The following is a 15,283-nucleotide window of genomic DNA, read 5'->3' on the forward strand; positions in this document are numbered from 1 at the left end:
CCGGCCTTTTTTCGGTTCCGCCGTGGTCGGGCGCGATCAGGCTTTGCCTTTCCAGGGCACCAGAAACCGCTCCATCCCGCGCATCAGCATGTCGATGCCGAAGCCGATCACGCCGATCAGGATGATCCCAAGGATCACGATATCGGTATTCTGGAATTTCGAGGCGACCATGATCATCATCCCCGCCCCCTTTTCCGCCGCGACCAGTTCCGCCGCAACCACGGTGCCCCAGCACACCCCCATCGCCACCCGCGCCCCGGTGAAGATTTCAGGCAGCGAGTTCGGGATGATCACGTAGCGCATGATCTGCCATTTCGACGCGCCCAGCGAATAGGCCGCGTGCACCTTCGAGATGCTGACCCCCGACACGCCGGACCGCGCGGCGATGGCCATGATCCAGAGCGCGGCGAGAAACAGCAGGATGATCTTTCCGGTCTCGCCGATGCCTGCCCAGATGATCACCAGCGGGATCAGCGCCAGCGGCGGCACGGGCCGCATGAATTCCACGATCGGATCGAACCAGCCGCGGAACCAGTTGCTCAGCCCCATGGCATAGCCCAGCGGGATACCGACGATCGCGCCACAGACAAAGCCCGCGATCACGCGAAACAGCGACCACCCCAGATGGCCCAGCAGTGACGTGCCGCGAAACCCTTCGTCCAGAACCGTCGCCGTGCGTTCCAGCACCGCTTCGGGCGATGGCAGGTAGAGGGGCTCCATCTGCCAGCCATTGTAGGGTTCGAAATTGGGCGTGCCCTTGTCGGAGATCGTGACCGATCCGCCGTCGACCTGAACGGTCGAGCCCGGCCGCACGCTTTGTCCGTTGATCGCGACCACCTTGGCGCCGTCGCTTTTCTTGAAGTCGTCGTTGCTGTCGAAGCTGACCAGACGGTTACGGTACTGCGCCACCGTGATGCTGTCGTTCTTGGCGAACCCGTCGCCGGGGGGCACTTCGACCGGATCGGGGTTTTCCTCGCGGTCGTGAACGATGACGGTAACCTCCGCCGTGTCGCGCTGGCCATTGGCCTCGACCGTGTATTCGAAAGAGGTCTGCCCCGCGAAGGGCCCCGGCGCGTGCAGGAATCCCGGCAAGAGCGACGAGCCGGTGAACATCCCCCACAACAGGAACAATGTCAGGATCGACAGGATCCCGGCGGCCCGGTTCGGACGCACCGCGCTTTCGTCGCCGAAGGTCACCGTCTTCAGCGAGGTATAGTCGCGCACGCCGACGCCCCCCAAAAGCCGGGTCAGGATCAGGTATCCGCCGACGAAAATGCCGCCGTAGATGGCGAGGATGATCAGGCCGGTCATGCGCTTTCCTCCTGACGGCCCATGATCTCTTCTTCCATGTCCCAGATCATCGACAGGATTTCCTCCCGCTTCGGCGCGAATTCGGGGTGTTTCTTGATCTCGCGCAGGTCGGCATTCACGCCCGCCTCCGCGAACGGCAGGCGGTATTCCTTGTGAATGCGGCCCGGCCGCGGGGCCATCACGATCAGCCGCTCGCCCAGCAGCAGGGCCTCTTCGACCGAGTGGGTGATCAGGATGATCGTCTTACCGGTCTCTTTCCACAGCTTCAGAACGAGGCTCTGCATCTTTTCGCGGGTCAGCGCGTCCAGCGCGCCCAGCGGTTCGTCCATCAGGATCACGTCGGGATCGTTGGCCAGACAGCGGGCAAGGGCCACGCGCTGCTGCATCCCGCCCGACAGCTCATAGACCGCCTTTTCCTTGAAGTCCTGAAGCCCCACCACGTTCAGCAACCGGTTCACGATCTCGGCCTTGTCGTTCTTGGGCATCCCCTTCATCGAGGGGCCGAAGCCCACGTTCTCGCGGACGCTCATCCATTCGAACAACGCCCCTTGCTGAAACACCATGCCGCGTTCGGCGTCGGGGCCTTTGATCTCGTGACCGTTCAGGGTCATCGTGCCTTCGGTCGGGGCCAGAAATCCCGCCACGATGTTCAGCAGCGTGGTCTTGCCGCAGCCGGAAGGGCCAAGCACGCTGAGCAATTCGCCCGCCTTGAGATCAAGGGAAACATCCTTGAGCGCCTGCACCGAGCCGCCATCCGGCAGGTCGAAGCGCATCGACAGATTCTGAATGGAAAGTCCTGACATGACCCTGCTTTCTGGCTGCATCCGAAGCGGCCTCTGGACCCTTGGCCGGGTCGCTTTTGTCTTGGGGGAAAGGGCCCGGCGCGGGGCCGGACCCTTCCGCGATCGTCAGATCACTCGGCAGCCGCCTGCAGCGGGCCGGTGTTGACGGTGCCCGCGTAGCTGTCGAGCTTGCTGTCGATGGAGCCGGCATCCACGAAGACCTGCGCAACACCGCCCATGAACTCGGCGCTGCCACCACCCAGCCATTTCTGGCTCAGCTGTTCCTCGACCGAGGGGAAGACGAATGTGGCCATGGTTTCTTTCGTGGCCTCTTCGTCCATACCGGCGTCCTTGGCGATGACCGGCAGCATTTCGTCCATGTGCTCGCCCGAGTTCCACATCTCGTTCGCCTCGGCGGTCACCCGCAGGAAGGCTGCAACGTCTTCACCGTTCTCGGCGACGTAGGACGCCGGCGCGGAGGTCACGTCGAAGACGAGAATGCCCAGCTCTTCCTTCTCGGCGCCGGTCAGAAGAACGTTGCCGTTCTCTTTCATGCGCCGCAGTGCGCCACCCCAGCCGCAGGCCATGTCCACGGCGCCCTGGCTGAGCGCTGCGGCGCCTTCTGCCGGTGCCATATCAACGACCGACAGGCTGGCCAGATCGACGCCGAAATGGTCCATCTGCTTGAGAAAGCCGTAATGCGCGGCGGTGCCCAGCGGCACGGCGACCTTCTTGCCCGCCAGTTCGTCCGCGCTGTTCTTGTCGATCTCCAGCGCCGAGGCGACGACGCAGTTGTCATTCTCGGAATAGCTGACGGCGACATCGATCGCCTGAAGGTCCTGCCCGCCCGAGGTCGCCACCACGAAAGGCGGCACACCCTGGCTGACGGCGATCTGGACGTCGCCCGACGCCATCGCGGCGGACATCGCCACGCCACTGTCGAAGCTGACCCAGTTGATCTTCTTGCCCATGGCTTCTTCGTATTTGCCTTCCGCCTTGGCGTACTGGAACGGCATCGGCCATTCGAGGAAATAGGCAACGGTGATTTCTTCGTGCGCATCGGCGAAGGCTGCTGTGGCTGTCAGGGACATCACGGCCCCGGCGACGAACGCGCTTACGGTTTTCTTCATCATTGTTGTTGGTCTCCCAGTTGGTTTATTGCCCCGCCACCCAGTGTGGGGCGGGGAGTGTGATCGCGTGACCGCAACCGCCGACAGTATCCTAAGGCAGGTGCAGTGTGATGCAACAGAGTTGCCGGTACGTCAGTTTTGCTGCACCCATTTTCGGCAACGCAGGCGCCGCCATCTGTCCGTGAAAGACCATTCGCATCCCATTCCGACACTCAACGCGCGCCGAGCGCACCTGAAACGCCCGAATTTACAGCAGAGCCCGAAATTGCGGCAAACGGCTTCACCCGCAGCAGTGTCGGCGGATGGTGCCGAATTCAAACTGCCAGTTCTTACCCGAGCATGAGTCCAGATACCGCGCTTACGTTCAGCGATCAGGGGCAATGCACCGCCCGTGCCGGCTGAAATCACCGCCCCGACGCAGAGCGCAGCCCCGCGCACCATGCACCCCGCGGGGGCTGGCCCTATTCTTAGCCGCTGACTGGCCCTACTTTTCATCACTGTTTGCTTGTCTGCTATGGTATCGGTCAAAAAAGACCCCTACGAATTCCCACACTGACGCAGTCGAAAGGTCATTCCATGGACGGAACATTCAACGAAAATGACATCTCGCGCATCGTCGAGGCCGACCGCGCGCATATCTGGCACCACCTGAGCCAGCACAAACCCTATGAAACAACCGATCCGCGCATCATCGTGGAAGGTCGCGGCATCCATGTCTGGGACCAGCACGGCAAGAAACACATCGACGCGGTCGCGGGTGGTGTCTGGACCGTCAACGTGGGCTACGGGCGCGAATCGATTGCGAATGCGGTGCGCGACCAGCTGGTGAAGATGAACTTCTTCGGGGGAACCGCAGGGTCCATCCCCGGTTCGATCTTCTCGGAAATGCTGATCGACAAGATGCCGGGGATGAGCCGGGTCTACTACGCCTCTTCCGGGTCGGAAGCGAACGAGAAGGGCTACAAGATGGTCCGCCAGATCGCCCACAAGCGCTATGGCGGCAAGAAGTACAAGATCCTCTACCGTGACCGCGACTACCACGGCGGCACCATCGGCACGATGGCAGCGGGCGGGCAGGACGAGCGCAACGCGCAATACGGCCCCTTCCCCGACGGTTTCGTGCGCGTGCCGCACTGCCTTGAATACCGCAAACACGAACAGGACGGCGCGCCCGACGAAAACTACGGCGTCTGGGCCGCCAACCAGATCGAGGAAGTGATCCTGCGCGAAGGCCCCGACACGGTCGGCGGTCTGTGCCTTGAGCCCGTCACGGCGGGCGGCGGTGTCATCACACCCCCAGACGGCTATTGGGAGCGGGTGCAGGAGATCTGCAAGAAATACGATATCCTTCTGCACATCGACGAAGTCGTCTGCGGTCTGGGCCGCACCGGCACATGGTTCGGCTACCAGAACTACGGCATCCAGCCCGATATCGTGACCATGGCCAAGGGTGTCGCCTCCGGCTACGCCGCGATTTCGTGCTGCGTGACCACCGAAGCGGTCTTCGAGATGTTCAAGGACGATGCAAGCGATCCGCTCAATTACTTCCGCGATATTTCGACCTTCGGGGGATGCACCGCCGGACCGGCGGCCGCGATCGAGAACATGAAGATCATCGAACGCGAGGGGCTGCTGCAAAACACGCTCGATATGGGCGACTACATGCTGGGCCGTCTGGAAGATCTGAAAGGCAAGCACAGCGTCATCGGTGACGCGCGCGGCAAGGGCCTGTTCCTCGGTCTGGAACTGGTCGAGGACCGCGAGACCAAATCGCCGATGCCCGAAAAGCTGGTTGGCGCGGTCGTCGCGGATTGCATGAAGCAAGGTGTCATCATCGGCGCGACCAACCGGTCCCTGCCGGGCAAGAACAACAGCCTGTGTTTCTCGCCCGCGCTGATTGCCACCAAGGACAACATCGACGAGATCGTGGATGCCGTCGACGGCGCACTGGGGCGCGTTTTCGCCGTCTGAGAACAGGCCTTCTGAGAGTTCCTGGCCCTGCGCACCGCGCGGGGCCTTTTCGTTTATAGAGACGCGCACAGGCGGTGTTCCGCCGAAGCGGGCAAAGCCCCTTGGGATGCCTGCGGGGATTGCTATGCAGGGTCGTCTTGCCCGAACAGGACTGTCTACGGCGCGCCCAACGGGATCTTTGCGCGATTTTTTTCGATATCGCGTGAACCTTCAGGGTCCGCCAAACGTTAATAAATGAAACTCAATTCGGGAGACTACTCATGAAAAAGTTCCTTATCGCGATTCCAATGATTGCGGGCCTTGCAGCCTGTGAAGCTGGCAATCCAAACCAGGGCGCACTGACCGGTGCCGCACTGGGCGCAGCCGCAGGTGCGGCCGTATCCGGCGACGACGACAAGGTTGTCGGCGCGCTGATCGGCGGCGCAGCAGGCGCGGCGGCTGGCAACTACATCGGTCGCACACAGAGCGGCCAGTGCGTCTACCAGAACTCCGCAGGCCAGCGTTACACGGCTGCTTGCCCATAAACCGACGCTCTCACGCTGTCGGAAAAGGCCCCCTCTCCGGGGGCCTTTTTGCGTTTGGTAGCCCGCGGTGAACGCTGCCGGCGGCTGCAGTGGCCTATTCACAGGGAATTAGGTCCAGATTGCATCGCGAGTAAGTCCACAGTACTGATAGCTATGGCGCTACCTGTCGAAACCTTTTTCCTGCGGCCCGATGCACAGGGCACCCTGCAATCGCAGATTCAGCAGATGATCGCCCAAGGTATCCTGTCGGGGCGCTTCCAGCCGGGGGAAAAACTGCCCTCGACGCGAAAGCTGGCGAACCATCTTGGCGTCAGCCGCATCACCGTGACGATTGCCTATACCGAACTGCTGGCGAACGATTACCTGACCTCGCGCGGGCGATCGGGGTATTTCGTTTCGCAGAACGCGCCCACGCCCCCCGACTTTTCGCCGACGCCCGACACGCAGGACGCTGTCGACTGGACCCGCGCCATCGGCCAGCGGTTCAGCGGCGGCGTGACCCCGACAAAACCGCAGGACTGGTCGCAGTACCGCTATCCCTTCGTCTACGGTCAGGCGGACCAGTCGCTGTTCGATCACGCGAACTGGCGGCTGTGTGCGCTTCAGGCGTTGGGGCAGCGGGATTTCAACTCCATGACATCGGATTACTACGATCAGGACGATCCCACGCTGATCGAGTTCATTGCGCGCCACACGCTGCCGCGGCGGGGCATTACCGCGCGGCCCGAGCAGATCCTGATCACATTGGGAGCGCAGAACGCCCTGTGGCTGACCGCGCAGGTGCTGCTGACCCAGCGCCGCCATGCCGCGCTGGAAGATCCCTGTTACCACGCGTTGCGCGATATCCTCATCCAGTCACGCTGCCATGTGATCCCCGTGCGGGTCGACCGCGACGGCATCCCGCCCGAAGCGATACCGCCCGATACGGATGTCATCTTTACGACGCCCAGCCACCAGTGCCCGACCAACGCGACCATGCCGACGGACCGCCGCCGCGCCCTGCTGGAGCGCGCGAGGCAACTGGATGCGCTGATCGTCGAGGACGATTACGAATTCGAGACATCCTTTCTGCGCCCCCCATCTCCGGCGCTGAAATCGCTCGATACGGACGGGCGGGTGATCTACGTCGGCAGCTTTTCCAAATCGCTGTTTCCGGGACTGCGGCTGGGCTATCTGGTCGGGTCCGAGCCTTTCATCCGCGAGGTCCGCGCCCTACGGGCCAGCGTGTTGCGCCACCCGCCCGGCCATATCCAGCGCACCGCCTCGTATTTCCTGTCGCTGGGGCATTACGATGCGCTGGTCCGCCGGATGGGCACCGCCTTGCACGAACGCCGCGAACGGATGGAGGACGGCATCCTTGCCTACAACTTGCATATCGCGGGACAGGGTGCCCATGGCGGGTCGTCCTTCTGGATGCGCGCACCCGACAGCATCGACACCGAAGTGCTGGCCGCGCGCCTGCGTCCGCGCGGCGTTCTGATCGAACCGGGCCGGTCGTTTTTCGGCGGGGACCGGCAACCGCGCAATTTCTACCGGCTTGGATATTCCTCGATTCCCGCAGCGCGCATCCTGCCCGGTCTGGAAGAACTGGCCCGCGGGATCGCGGAGATGCGCGGCGCTGGCCATAACGCGGCTGGATAACTGGCCCTAACGCCCGAAATGACAAGCGCTTACACTCGGTCAAACGCCCGATTCCCCGCCCTTTTTTCCAAGGAAGCCCGACATGAAGATGACCACCGAAGAAGCCTTCGTCAAAACGCTGCAACGCCATGGCATCCAACATGCTTTCGGGATCATCGGGTCGGCCATGATGCCCATTTCCGACATTTTCCCGAAGGCCGGGATCACCTTCTGGGATTGCGCCCACGAGGGCTCTGGCGGCTTCATGGCGGACGGCTATACCCGCGCCACCGGCAAGATGTCGATGATGATCGCGCAGAACGGTCCGGGCATCACCAATTTCGTGACGGCGGTGAAAACCGCCTACTGGAACCACACGCCGCTGCTGCTGGTCACGCCGCAGGCGGCGAACAAGACGATCGGTCAGGGCGGTTTCCAGGAGATGGAGCAGATGAACCTCTTTGCCGATTGCGTCGCCTATCAGGAAGAGGTCCGCGACCCGTCCCGCATCGCCGAGACGCTGAACCGCGTGATCATTCAGGCCAAGCGCGCCTCTGCCCCCGCACAGATCAACGTGCCGCGCGATTTCTGGACGCAGGTGATCGACATCGAGATCCCCGAAATCGTCGAGTTCGAACGCCCCTCGGGCGGCGAGAAGGCGCTGGACGCCGCCGCCAAGATGCTGTCGGAGGCAAAGTTTCCCGTCATCCTGAACGGTGCAGGCGTGGTACTGGCCAAGGGCGGGATCGAAGCGTCGAAGACGCTGGCAGAGCGGCTCGATGCGCCGGTCTGCGTGGGCTACCAGCACAACGATGCCTTCCCCGGCAGCCATCCGCTTTTCGCAGGTCCGCTGGGCTATAACGGGTCGAAGGCGGGGATGGAGCTGATCTCGAAGGCGGATGTGGTTCTGTGCCTCGGCACGCGCCTGAACCCGTTCTCGACCCTGCCGGGCTACGGCATCGATTACTGGCCGAAAGACGCCAAGATCATTCAGGTCGACATCAACCCAGACCGGATCGGCCTGACCAAGAAAGTGACCGTGGGCATCGTCGGCGATGCGGCAAAAGTCGCCCGTTCCCTGACCGAGAAACTGTCGGACAGCGCGGGCGACATCGACCGCGAGGAGCGCAAGGCGATGATCGCGCAGACGAAATCGGCATGGGCGCAGGAACTGACCTCGATGAACGAGGAACAGGACGATCCCGGCACCACCTGGAACGAACGCGCCCGTGCGGCCAAACCCGACTGGATGAGCCCGCGCATGGCGTGGCGCGCGATCCAGTCGGCGCTGCCGACCGAGGCGATCATTTCGTCGGACATCGGCAACAACTGCGCCATCGGCAACGCCTATCCCTCCTTTGACAAGGGCCGCAAATATCTGGCACCGGGCCTGTTTGGCCCCTGCGGCTACGGCCTGCCCGCCATCGTCGGCGCCAAGATCGGCTGCCCAGACGTGCCGGTCGTGGGCTTTGCCGGTGACGGCGCCTTTGGCATTGCGGTGAACGAATTGACAGCCATCGGCCGCGGCGAGTGGCCCGCGATCACGCAGATCGTTTTCCGCAACTACCAGTGGGGCGCGGAGAAGCGGAACTCGACCCTGTGGTTCGACGACAATTTCGTCGGCACCGAGCTGGACGAGGAAGTGTCCTACGCCGGGATCGCCCAAGCATGTGGCCTGCAGGGCGTCGTGGCCCGCACGCAGGAAGAGCTGACCGAGGCGCTGAACAAGGCGATCGAGGACCAGATGAAACACGGCAAGACCACCCTGATCGAAGCGATGATCAATCAGGAACTCGGAGAGCCGTTCCGCCGCGATGCCATGAAAAAACCGGTGCCAGTGGCGGGTATCGATCCGGCAGACATGCGCGAACAGACAGTATGAGGCCAGGCGGCGCGCCGATCCTCGTTCTGAACGCGGGTTCCTCGTCGATCAAGGCAGTCGCCTTTGACGGGGATCTGCGCGCCGTGGCCCGTACCGAGGCCGCCGGTATCGGCACCGGCGGCTTTCGCGACCACGCGACCGCGCTGACCGAAGTCATGTCGCGCATGACCGCCGAGGGGCTGCCCCTTGCGGGTCTGAGGGCGGTCGCCCACCGTGTCGTGCACGGCGGAACGCGGCTGACGCAGGCGGTGCGGATCACCCCCGCCGTCCGCGCGGAAATTGCCGCCTGTATCCCCCTCGCGCCGCTTCACAACCCCCACCACCTTGCCGCGATCGACTGGGTCGCGCAGGCCGCGCCCGATCTGCCGCAATGCGCCAGTTTCGACACCGCCTTCCATGCCACCGCCCCCGAGGTCGCGCGCCGCTATGCGCTGCCGCAGGACGCGGCGACAGCCGGACTGATGCGCTACGGCTTTCACGGCAACAGCTATGCCGCAATGGTCGATACCTTGCGCCACTCGGAGGGGGGGATGCCGCGCAGGCTGCTCGCGCTGCATCTGGGCAACGGCGCATCGGCCTGCGCTATTCTGGAGGGGCAGTCCGTCGCGACGACCATGGGGTATTCGCCACTGGCGGGGCTGACGATGGGCACCCGCAGCGGCGACATGGATCCCGGCGCGGTGCTGGAACTGGCCCGCCGGTTGGGGGTGGACGCGGCGGAAACCCTGCTGAACCAGCGCAGCGGCCTTCTGGGTCTTTCGGGCCTGACCAGCGACATGCGCACACTCGAAGCCAGCGACACCCCGCAGGCGCGTTTCGCGATTGCGCATTTCTGCTACTGGGCCGCGCGCCACGCCGCTGGCCTGATCCCCGCGATGGGCGGCATCGACGCCATAGCCTTCACCGGCGGAATAGGTGAGAATGCGCAACAGATACGCGACGATATCCGCAGCTATCTCCACTGGGTCGGCGATGTGCCCGTCCATGTGATCCCCGCCGCGGAAGAAGCCTTTATCGCCCGCCAGACCGACACCTTGATGAAAGAGACCCCGGATGAGCCATAAGCAACCCGACCTGGATCTCAGCCCCGACGTCTCGGACGAGGTGCGCAAGACGACCTGCTACATGTGCGCCTGCCGCTGCGGCATCAACGTACATATGAAAAAAGGCAAGGTCGCCTATATCGAGGGCAACCGCGATCATCCCGTCAATCAGGGCGTACTCTGCGCCAAGGGCAGCGCGGGCATCATGCAGCACAACGCGCCCTCGCGCCTGCGCGCGCCGATGAAACGGGTGGGGGATCGCGGCGAGGGCAAGTTCGAGGAAATCAGCTGGGACGAGGCCTATGACATCGCGGCGGGCTGGCTGAAACCCATCCGCGAAAACGATCCGTCGAAGCTCGCGTTCTTTACCGGCCGCGACCAGTCACAAAGCTTTACCTCGCTCTGGGCGCAGAGCTTTGGCACCCCGAATTACGCCGCCCACGGCGGCTTTTGTTCCGTGAACATGGCGGCAGCGGGCATCTACACCATGGGCGGCGCATTCTGGGAGTTCGGCCAGCCCGATTGGGACCATACCAAGCTTTTCATGCTGTTCGGCGTGGCCGAGGACCACGACAGCAACCCCATCAAGATGGGGATCGGAAAGATCAAGGCGCGCGGCGCGCGGGTGATCGGGGTGAACCCGATCCGCACCGGCTATAACGCCGTCGCCGACGATTGGGTCGGGATCACGCCCGGCACGGACGGGCTGTTCATCCTGTCGATGATCCATTGCCTGATGAAAGCCGGGAAGATCGATTTCCACTACCTCGCGCAGTATACGGACGCAGCAGTGTTGCTGAACGGCGATGAAAAATCGCCCGACTACGGGCTGAAGCTGCGCGACGAACAGGGCAAGGATCTGGTCATTGACCGCACCACCGGCAAACCTGCGCCCTTCGACCGCAAGGGCGTGCGCCCCGATCTGACCGCCACCCACCGCGCGCAGGGGGTCACTCACCGCCCGGTGTTCCACCGGATGCTCGAGATGTATCTCGACCCGCGTTACGCGCCCGAAGCGGTCGCCGAGACCGTCGGCATCTCCGCCGCGCGAATCCGCAGGCTGGCCGCGGAACTTGCCCGCGTGGCATTCGACGAGGCGTTCGAGCTGGATCAGGAATGGACCGATTTCCGCGGCGAGACCCACCAGAAGATGACAGGCCGGCCCGTGAGCTTTCATGCGATGCGCGGCATCTCGGCCCATGCCAACGGCTTCCAGACTTGCCGCGCCCTGCACACGCTGCAAATCCTGCTCGGCACGGTCGAGGTGCCCGGCGGCTTCCGGTTCAAACCGCCCTACCCCAAGCCCGCGACCGCCCACCCGCGCCCGCATACCGGCATGACCCCGGGGGCGCCGCTGAACGGGCCGCATCTGGGGTTCGTTCACGGGCCCGAAGATCTGGCTCTGAAAGAGGACGGCAGCCCCGCCCGCATCGACAAGGCATTCACCTGGGAAAACCCGATGTCGGTGCACGGCCTGATGCACATGGTCATCTCCAACGCACACGCGGGCGATCCCTACAAGATCGACACGCTTTTCATGTATATGGCGAACATGTCGTGGAATTCATCGATGAACACCACGGGCGTTCAGGAGATGCTGACCGACCGCGACGAGAGCGGCGAATACGTCATTCCGCACATCATCTACTCCGATGCCTACAGCTCGGAAATGGTGGCCTACGCCGATCTCATCCTGCCGGACACCACCTATCTGGAACGACACGACTGCATCTCCCTGCTCGACCGGCCGATCTGCGAGGCCGATGCCGTGGCCGACGCGATCCGCTGGCCGGTGGTCGAACCGGATCGCAACGTCAAGGGGTTCCAGTCCGCCCTGTGCGATCTGGGGGCCAGACTGGGCCTGCCTGCATTCGTCAACGCGGACGGCAGCCAGAAATACGCCGACTACGCCGATTACATCATTCACCACGAACGCCGTCCCGGCATCGGCCCGCTTGCCGGGTGGCGCACGGGGGAGGCGGGGCTGCAGGCCGGGCGCGGCGGCGTCAACGAAAGCCAGATCGAGAATTACATCGCCAACGGCGGATTTTTCGCAGAACACATTCCGGATGCCGCGAAATACTACAAACCGTGGAACATGGCCTATCAGGGCTGGGCCGTTAAGATGGGTCTCTTCGACGCGCCGCAGCCCTATCTCTTCACGCTCTATTCCGAACCCCTTCGGCGCTTCCAGCGCGCCGCCGAAGGCCACGGCGACCGCCAGCCCCCCGACCATCTGCGGGCGCGGATCATCGAGAAGATGTCGCCGCTGCCGATCTGGTACGAGACCGACCAGCACGGCAACGACGGCTACACGATCAGCGCGCTCACCCAACGCCCGATGGCGATGTACCACTCCTGGGGCAGCCAGAACGCGTGGCTGCGCCAGTTGCACGGGCGCAACCCGATGTATCTGCCAACGAAACTGATGCGCGCCAACGATCTCGCCGATGGCGACTGGGCCGAGATTACCTCGCCCCACGGCAGCATCACCGTGCCGGTCATGGAAATGGCCGCCCTGAACGAAAACACGATCTGGACATGGAACGCCATCGGCAAGCGCAAGGGCGCATGGGCGCTGGACAAGGACGCGCCGGAGGCGACCAGGGGCTTCCTGCTCAACCATCTGATCCACGAGCTGCTGCCGCCCAGGGGCGACGGGTTGCGCTGGGCCAATTCCGATCCGATCACCGGTCAGGCCGCGTGGTTTGACCTCAAGGTCGCTCTGCGCAAGGTTGCGGCCCCCGCTGACGGCCAGAGCAGGCCCGCGATGCCGCCGCTGGCGTCGCCCGTGGGCACCGGCCCCGACAAACTCGCATGGAAGGTCGGCGAATGAACCAAACCCGTCCCGCCTCCAATTTGCCGAAAAACTCCGGGGTCCGGGGCAGCGCCCCGGTCCGACGCCCGCAAGGAGCACCCGCATGACCGAACTGCCCGCCACCACCGCCAAAAAGCTCGGCCTTGTGATCGACCTCGATACCTGCGTGGGCTGTCACGCCTGCGTGATCTCCTGCAAGGGCTGGAACACGGAAAACTACGGCGCGCCACTGTCGGATCAGGACCCTTACGGCGCGGACCCGTCGGGGACATTCCTGAACCGTGTGCACAGCTACGAGGTGACGCCGGCGCAGGGCACGGCGCAACTGGTTCACTTTCCCAAATCCTGCCTGCATTGCGAAGATGCGCCCTGCGTCACCGTCTGCCCCACCGGTGCCAGCTACAAACGCGCCGAGGACGGCATCGTGCTGGTCAACGAGAGCGACTGCATCGGCTGCGGCCTGTGCGCCTGGGCCTGCCCCTACGGCGCGCGCGAAATGGATGTCGCCGAAGGCGTGATGAAGAAATGCACGCTTTGCGTCGATCGCATCTACAACGAAAACCTCCCCGAAGTGGACCGCACACCGGCCTGTGTGCGCACCTGTCCCGCCGGTGCGCGCCATTTCGGCGATCTCGGTGATCCCAACAGCGCCGTCAGCCAGCTCGTGGCCGAGCGCGGCGGTGTCGACCTGATGCCCGAACAGGGCACCAAGCCGGTCAACAAATACCTGCCGCCCCGCCCGAAGGACACGCTGTCGCAGACGGCGGAGGAGATCGACATCCTCGCGCCCTTCCTCGAGCCCGTGGCGCAGGACACAAAGGGCTTTCTGGGCTGGCTCGACAAGACGCTGGAGAAACTCTGATGCATCCCGCGCCTTCCGTCATCATCTTCTCCACCTTCTCGGGGCTCGGCTTCGGTCTGCTGGTGTTCCTCGGTCTTGGGATGCCCGGCGCCACCGGCTGGACCGCTTTCGCGTTTTTCACGATCGCCTATCTTCTCGCGGTGGGCGGGCTTGTTTCCTCCACCTTCCATCTCGGCCATCCGGAACGCGCGCTGAAGGCCTTCACACAGTGGCGGACAAGCTGGCTCAGCCGCGAGGCATGGTGCGCCGTCGTGGCGCTGCTGGTGATGGCAGTCTACGGGGCGGGGCTGGTCTTTTTCGGCCAACGCTGGACGATCGTCGGGCTGATCGGGGCGGCGGCATCACTTGCGACTGTCTTCACGACCTCGATGATCTACGGGCAACTGCGCACCGTGCCGCGCTGGCACACCCCGCTGACGCCCGCGAATTTCCTGTCCCTGTGCCTTGCCGGCGGGGCGCTTCTGTCGGGGCAGGTTGTCTGGGCGGTGCTGCTGCTGGTTCTGGCGGCTGCGGTACAGGCGTTCACGTGGATCCGCGGCGACGGCGCTTTGGCCGCAAGCGGCACCGATATGGACAGTGCGACGCGGCTGGGCCAGATGGGCCGCGTGCGCGCCTTCGAGCCTCCGCATACGGGCACCAATTACCTGCTGCGCGAATTCGTCTTTGTCATTGGCCGCAAGCACAGCCGCAAGCTCAGGCTCATCGCGCTTGTCCTGATGGCCGGCGCGCCCATCGTTCTGCTGATGCTGCCTTTCAACCATTTCATGGCGCTTCTGGCCGTCGTCGCGCATATCGCGGGCGTGCTCTGCGCGCGCTGGCTGTTCTTTGCGGAAGCCGAACATGTGGTTGGGCTCTACTACGGTAAAAGATGATCCTTCCCGACATCATCCTGCGGCCCGCAGATCCTGCGGATGCAGCGGCGCTGACGCGGCTTGTCTACCGGTCCAAGCGGTCCAACGGCTACGACGACGCCTTCATGGCGGCCTGCGCCGAGGAATTGCGCATCCGCCCGGGCGATGTCCTGACAATGCGCTTCTGGCTGACGGAACGCGCGGGCGTGCCGCTGGGCTGCGCGGCGCTGCGCAGACGCGACAAGGTGACCGGCACAGTGCACGCATTCTTCATCGATCCGGATCACAAACGGATGGGGCTTGGCAGGATGCTCTGGCGCCGCCTGCACCGCGAGGCGCTGGGCATGGGGCTGGCGCGGCTCACGCTCGATGCCGATCCGGCGGCGGTGCCATTCTACATGTCGCTGGGATTCAACTGGATCGCCGATGTCCCTTCGGGCTCTGTGCCCGGACGCCACCTGCCGCGCCTTGCGCGCAACCTGCCCTGAG

General features: G+C 63.9%; 12 protein-coding genes. 9 read left to right on the forward strand and 3 right to left on the reverse strand.

The window, feature by feature from the left end:
- Window positions 1-36: 36 nt before the first annotated feature.
- The 3 genes from ABMC89_RS10025 to ABMC89_RS10035 form a co-directional block, all read right to left on the reverse strand.
- Complete coding sequence (locus tag ABMC89_RS10025) at window positions 37-1,302, reverse strand: ABC transporter permease (RefSeq protein WP_349568590.1); 1,266 nt, start codon at window positions 1,300-1,302, stop codon at window positions 37-39.
- A 5-nt stretch (window positions 1,303-1,307) separates the two neighbouring features.
- On the reverse strand, window positions 1,308-2,114 hold the full coding sequence (locus ABMC89_RS10030; RefSeq protein WP_349567734.1) for a taurine ABC transporter ATP-binding protein: 807 nt from the start codon (window positions 2,112-2,114) through the stop codon (window positions 1,308-1,310).
- Window positions 2,115-2,224: 110 nt separating this feature from the next.
- Complete coding sequence (locus ABMC89_RS10035; protein WP_439655646.1) at window positions 2,225-3,226, reverse strand: taurine ABC transporter substrate-binding protein; 1,002 nt, start codon at window positions 3,224-3,226, stop codon at window positions 2,225-2,227.
- A gap of 573 nt (window positions 3,227-3,799) precedes the next feature.
- Here ABMC89_RS10035 and ABMC89_RS10040 point away from each other — a divergent pair.
- The 9 genes from ABMC89_RS10040 (at window position 3,800) to ABMC89_RS10080 (ending at window position 15,282) form a co-directional block, all read left to right on the forward strand.
- Window positions 3,800-5,194 carry an aminotransferase family protein gene (locus tag ABMC89_RS10040; protein WP_349567735.1) on the forward strand — a complete coding sequence of 465 codons (1,395 nt, stop codon included), beginning with the start codon at window positions 3,800-3,802 and terminating at the stop codon, window positions 5,192-5,194.
- A gap of 260 nt (window positions 5,195-5,454) precedes the next feature.
- Complete coding sequence (locus ABMC89_RS10045) at window positions 5,455-5,718, forward strand: YMGG-like glycine zipper-containing protein (protein WP_349567736.1); 264 nt, start codon at window positions 5,455-5,457, stop codon at window positions 5,716-5,718.
- Between the two features lie 153 nt (window positions 5,719-5,871).
- Window positions 5,872-7,359, forward strand: coding sequence for a MocR-like pyridoxine biosynthesis transcription factor PdxR (gene pdxR / locus ABMC89_RS10050; protein ID WP_349567737.1), 1,488 nt, complete (start codon window positions 5,872-5,874; stop codon window positions 7,357-7,359).
- 82 nt (window positions 7,360-7,441) lie between these two features.
- Window positions 7,442-9,220: a sulfoacetaldehyde acetyltransferase gene (gene xsc, locus ABMC89_RS10055; protein WP_349567738.1), complete on the forward strand. Its 1,779-nt coding sequence runs from the start codon at window positions 7,442-7,444 to the stop codon at window positions 9,218-9,220.
- Window positions 9,217-10,284, forward strand: a complete 1,068-nt coding sequence (locus tag ABMC89_RS10060; RefSeq protein WP_349567739.1) for an acetate/propionate family kinase — start codon at window positions 9,217-9,219, stop codon at window positions 10,282-10,284. Before xsc ends, ABMC89_RS10060 begins: the two co-directional genes overlap by 4 nt.
- Window positions 10,274-13,099, forward strand: a complete 2,826-nt coding sequence (locus tag ABMC89_RS10065) for a molybdopterin oxidoreductase family protein (protein WP_349567741.1) — start codon at window positions 10,274-10,276, stop codon at window positions 13,097-13,099. Before ABMC89_RS10060 ends, ABMC89_RS10065 begins: the two co-directional genes overlap by 11 nt.
- Window positions 13,100-13,184: 85 nt before the next feature.
- Entirely contained in the window at window positions 13,185-13,943 is a 759-nt protein-coding gene (locus ABMC89_RS10070) for a 4Fe-4S dicluster domain-containing protein (protein ID WP_349567743.1), read from the forward strand.
- A complete protein-coding gene (locus ABMC89_RS10075) occupies window positions 13,943-14,815 on the forward strand; it encodes a dimethyl sulfoxide reductase anchor subunit family protein (protein ID WP_349567745.1) in 873 nt (290 codons plus the stop codon). Before ABMC89_RS10070 ends, ABMC89_RS10075 begins: the two co-directional genes overlap by 1 nt.
- Complete coding sequence (locus ABMC89_RS10080; RefSeq protein WP_349567747.1) at window positions 14,812-15,282, forward strand: GNAT family N-acetyltransferase; 471 nt, start codon at window positions 14,812-14,814, stop codon at window positions 15,280-15,282. The genes ABMC89_RS10075 and ABMC89_RS10080 overlap by 4 nt, the downstream gene beginning before the upstream one ends.
- Window position 15,283 lies beyond the last annotated feature (1 nt).

This window comes from Sulfitobacter sp. HNIBRBA3233 (genome assembly GCF_040149665.1).
GTDB classification, from domain to species: Bacteria; Pseudomonadota; Alphaproteobacteria; order Rhodobacterales; family Rhodobacteraceae; genus Sulfitobacter; species Sulfitobacter marinivivus.

Excerpts from the sequence above, each read along its gene's own strand:
- ABMC89_RS10045 (WP_349567736.1), top strand. The coding sequence starts at position 5,455 with ATGAAAAAGTTCCTTATCGCGATTCCAATGATTGCGGGCCTTGCAGCC.
- xsc (WP_349567738.1), top strand. The coding sequence starts at position 7,442 with ATGAAGATGACCACCGAAGAAGCCTTCGTCAAAACGCTGCAACGCCAT.
- ABMC89_RS10075 (WP_349567745.1), top strand. The coding sequence starts at position 13,943 with ATGCATCCCGCGCCTTCCGTCATCATCTTCTCCACCTTCTCGGGGCTC.
- pdxR (WP_349567737.1), top strand. The coding sequence starts at position 5,872 with ATGGCGCTACCTGTCGAAACCTTTTTCCTGCGGCCCGATGCACAGGGC.
- ABMC89_RS10080 (WP_349567747.1), top strand. The coding sequence starts at position 14,812 with ATGATCCTTCCCGACATCATCCTGCGGCCCGCAGATCCTGCGGATGCA.
- ABMC89_RS10040 (WP_349567735.1), top strand. The coding sequence starts at position 3,800 with ATGGACGGAACATTCAACGAAAATGACATCTCGCGCATCGTCGAGGCC.
- ABMC89_RS10065 (WP_349567741.1), top strand. The coding sequence starts at position 10,274 with ATGAGCCATAAGCAACCCGACCTGGATCTCAGCCCCGACGTCTCGGAC.
- ABMC89_RS10030 (WP_349567734.1), bottom strand. The coding sequence starts at position 2,114 with ATGTCAGGACTTTCCATTCAGAATCTGTCGATGCGCTTCGACCTGCCG.
- ABMC89_RS10070 (WP_349567743.1), top strand. The coding sequence starts at position 13,185 with ATGACCGAACTGCCCGCCACCACCGCCAAAAAGCTCGGCCTTGTGATC.
- ABMC89_RS10060 (WP_349567739.1), top strand. The coding sequence starts at position 9,217 with ATGAGGCCAGGCGGCGCGCCGATCCTCGTTCTGAACGCGGGTTCCTCG.
- ABMC89_RS10035 (WP_439655646.1), bottom strand. The coding sequence starts at position 3,226 with ATGATGAAGAAAACCGTAAGCGCGTTCGTCGCCGGGGCCGTGATGTCC.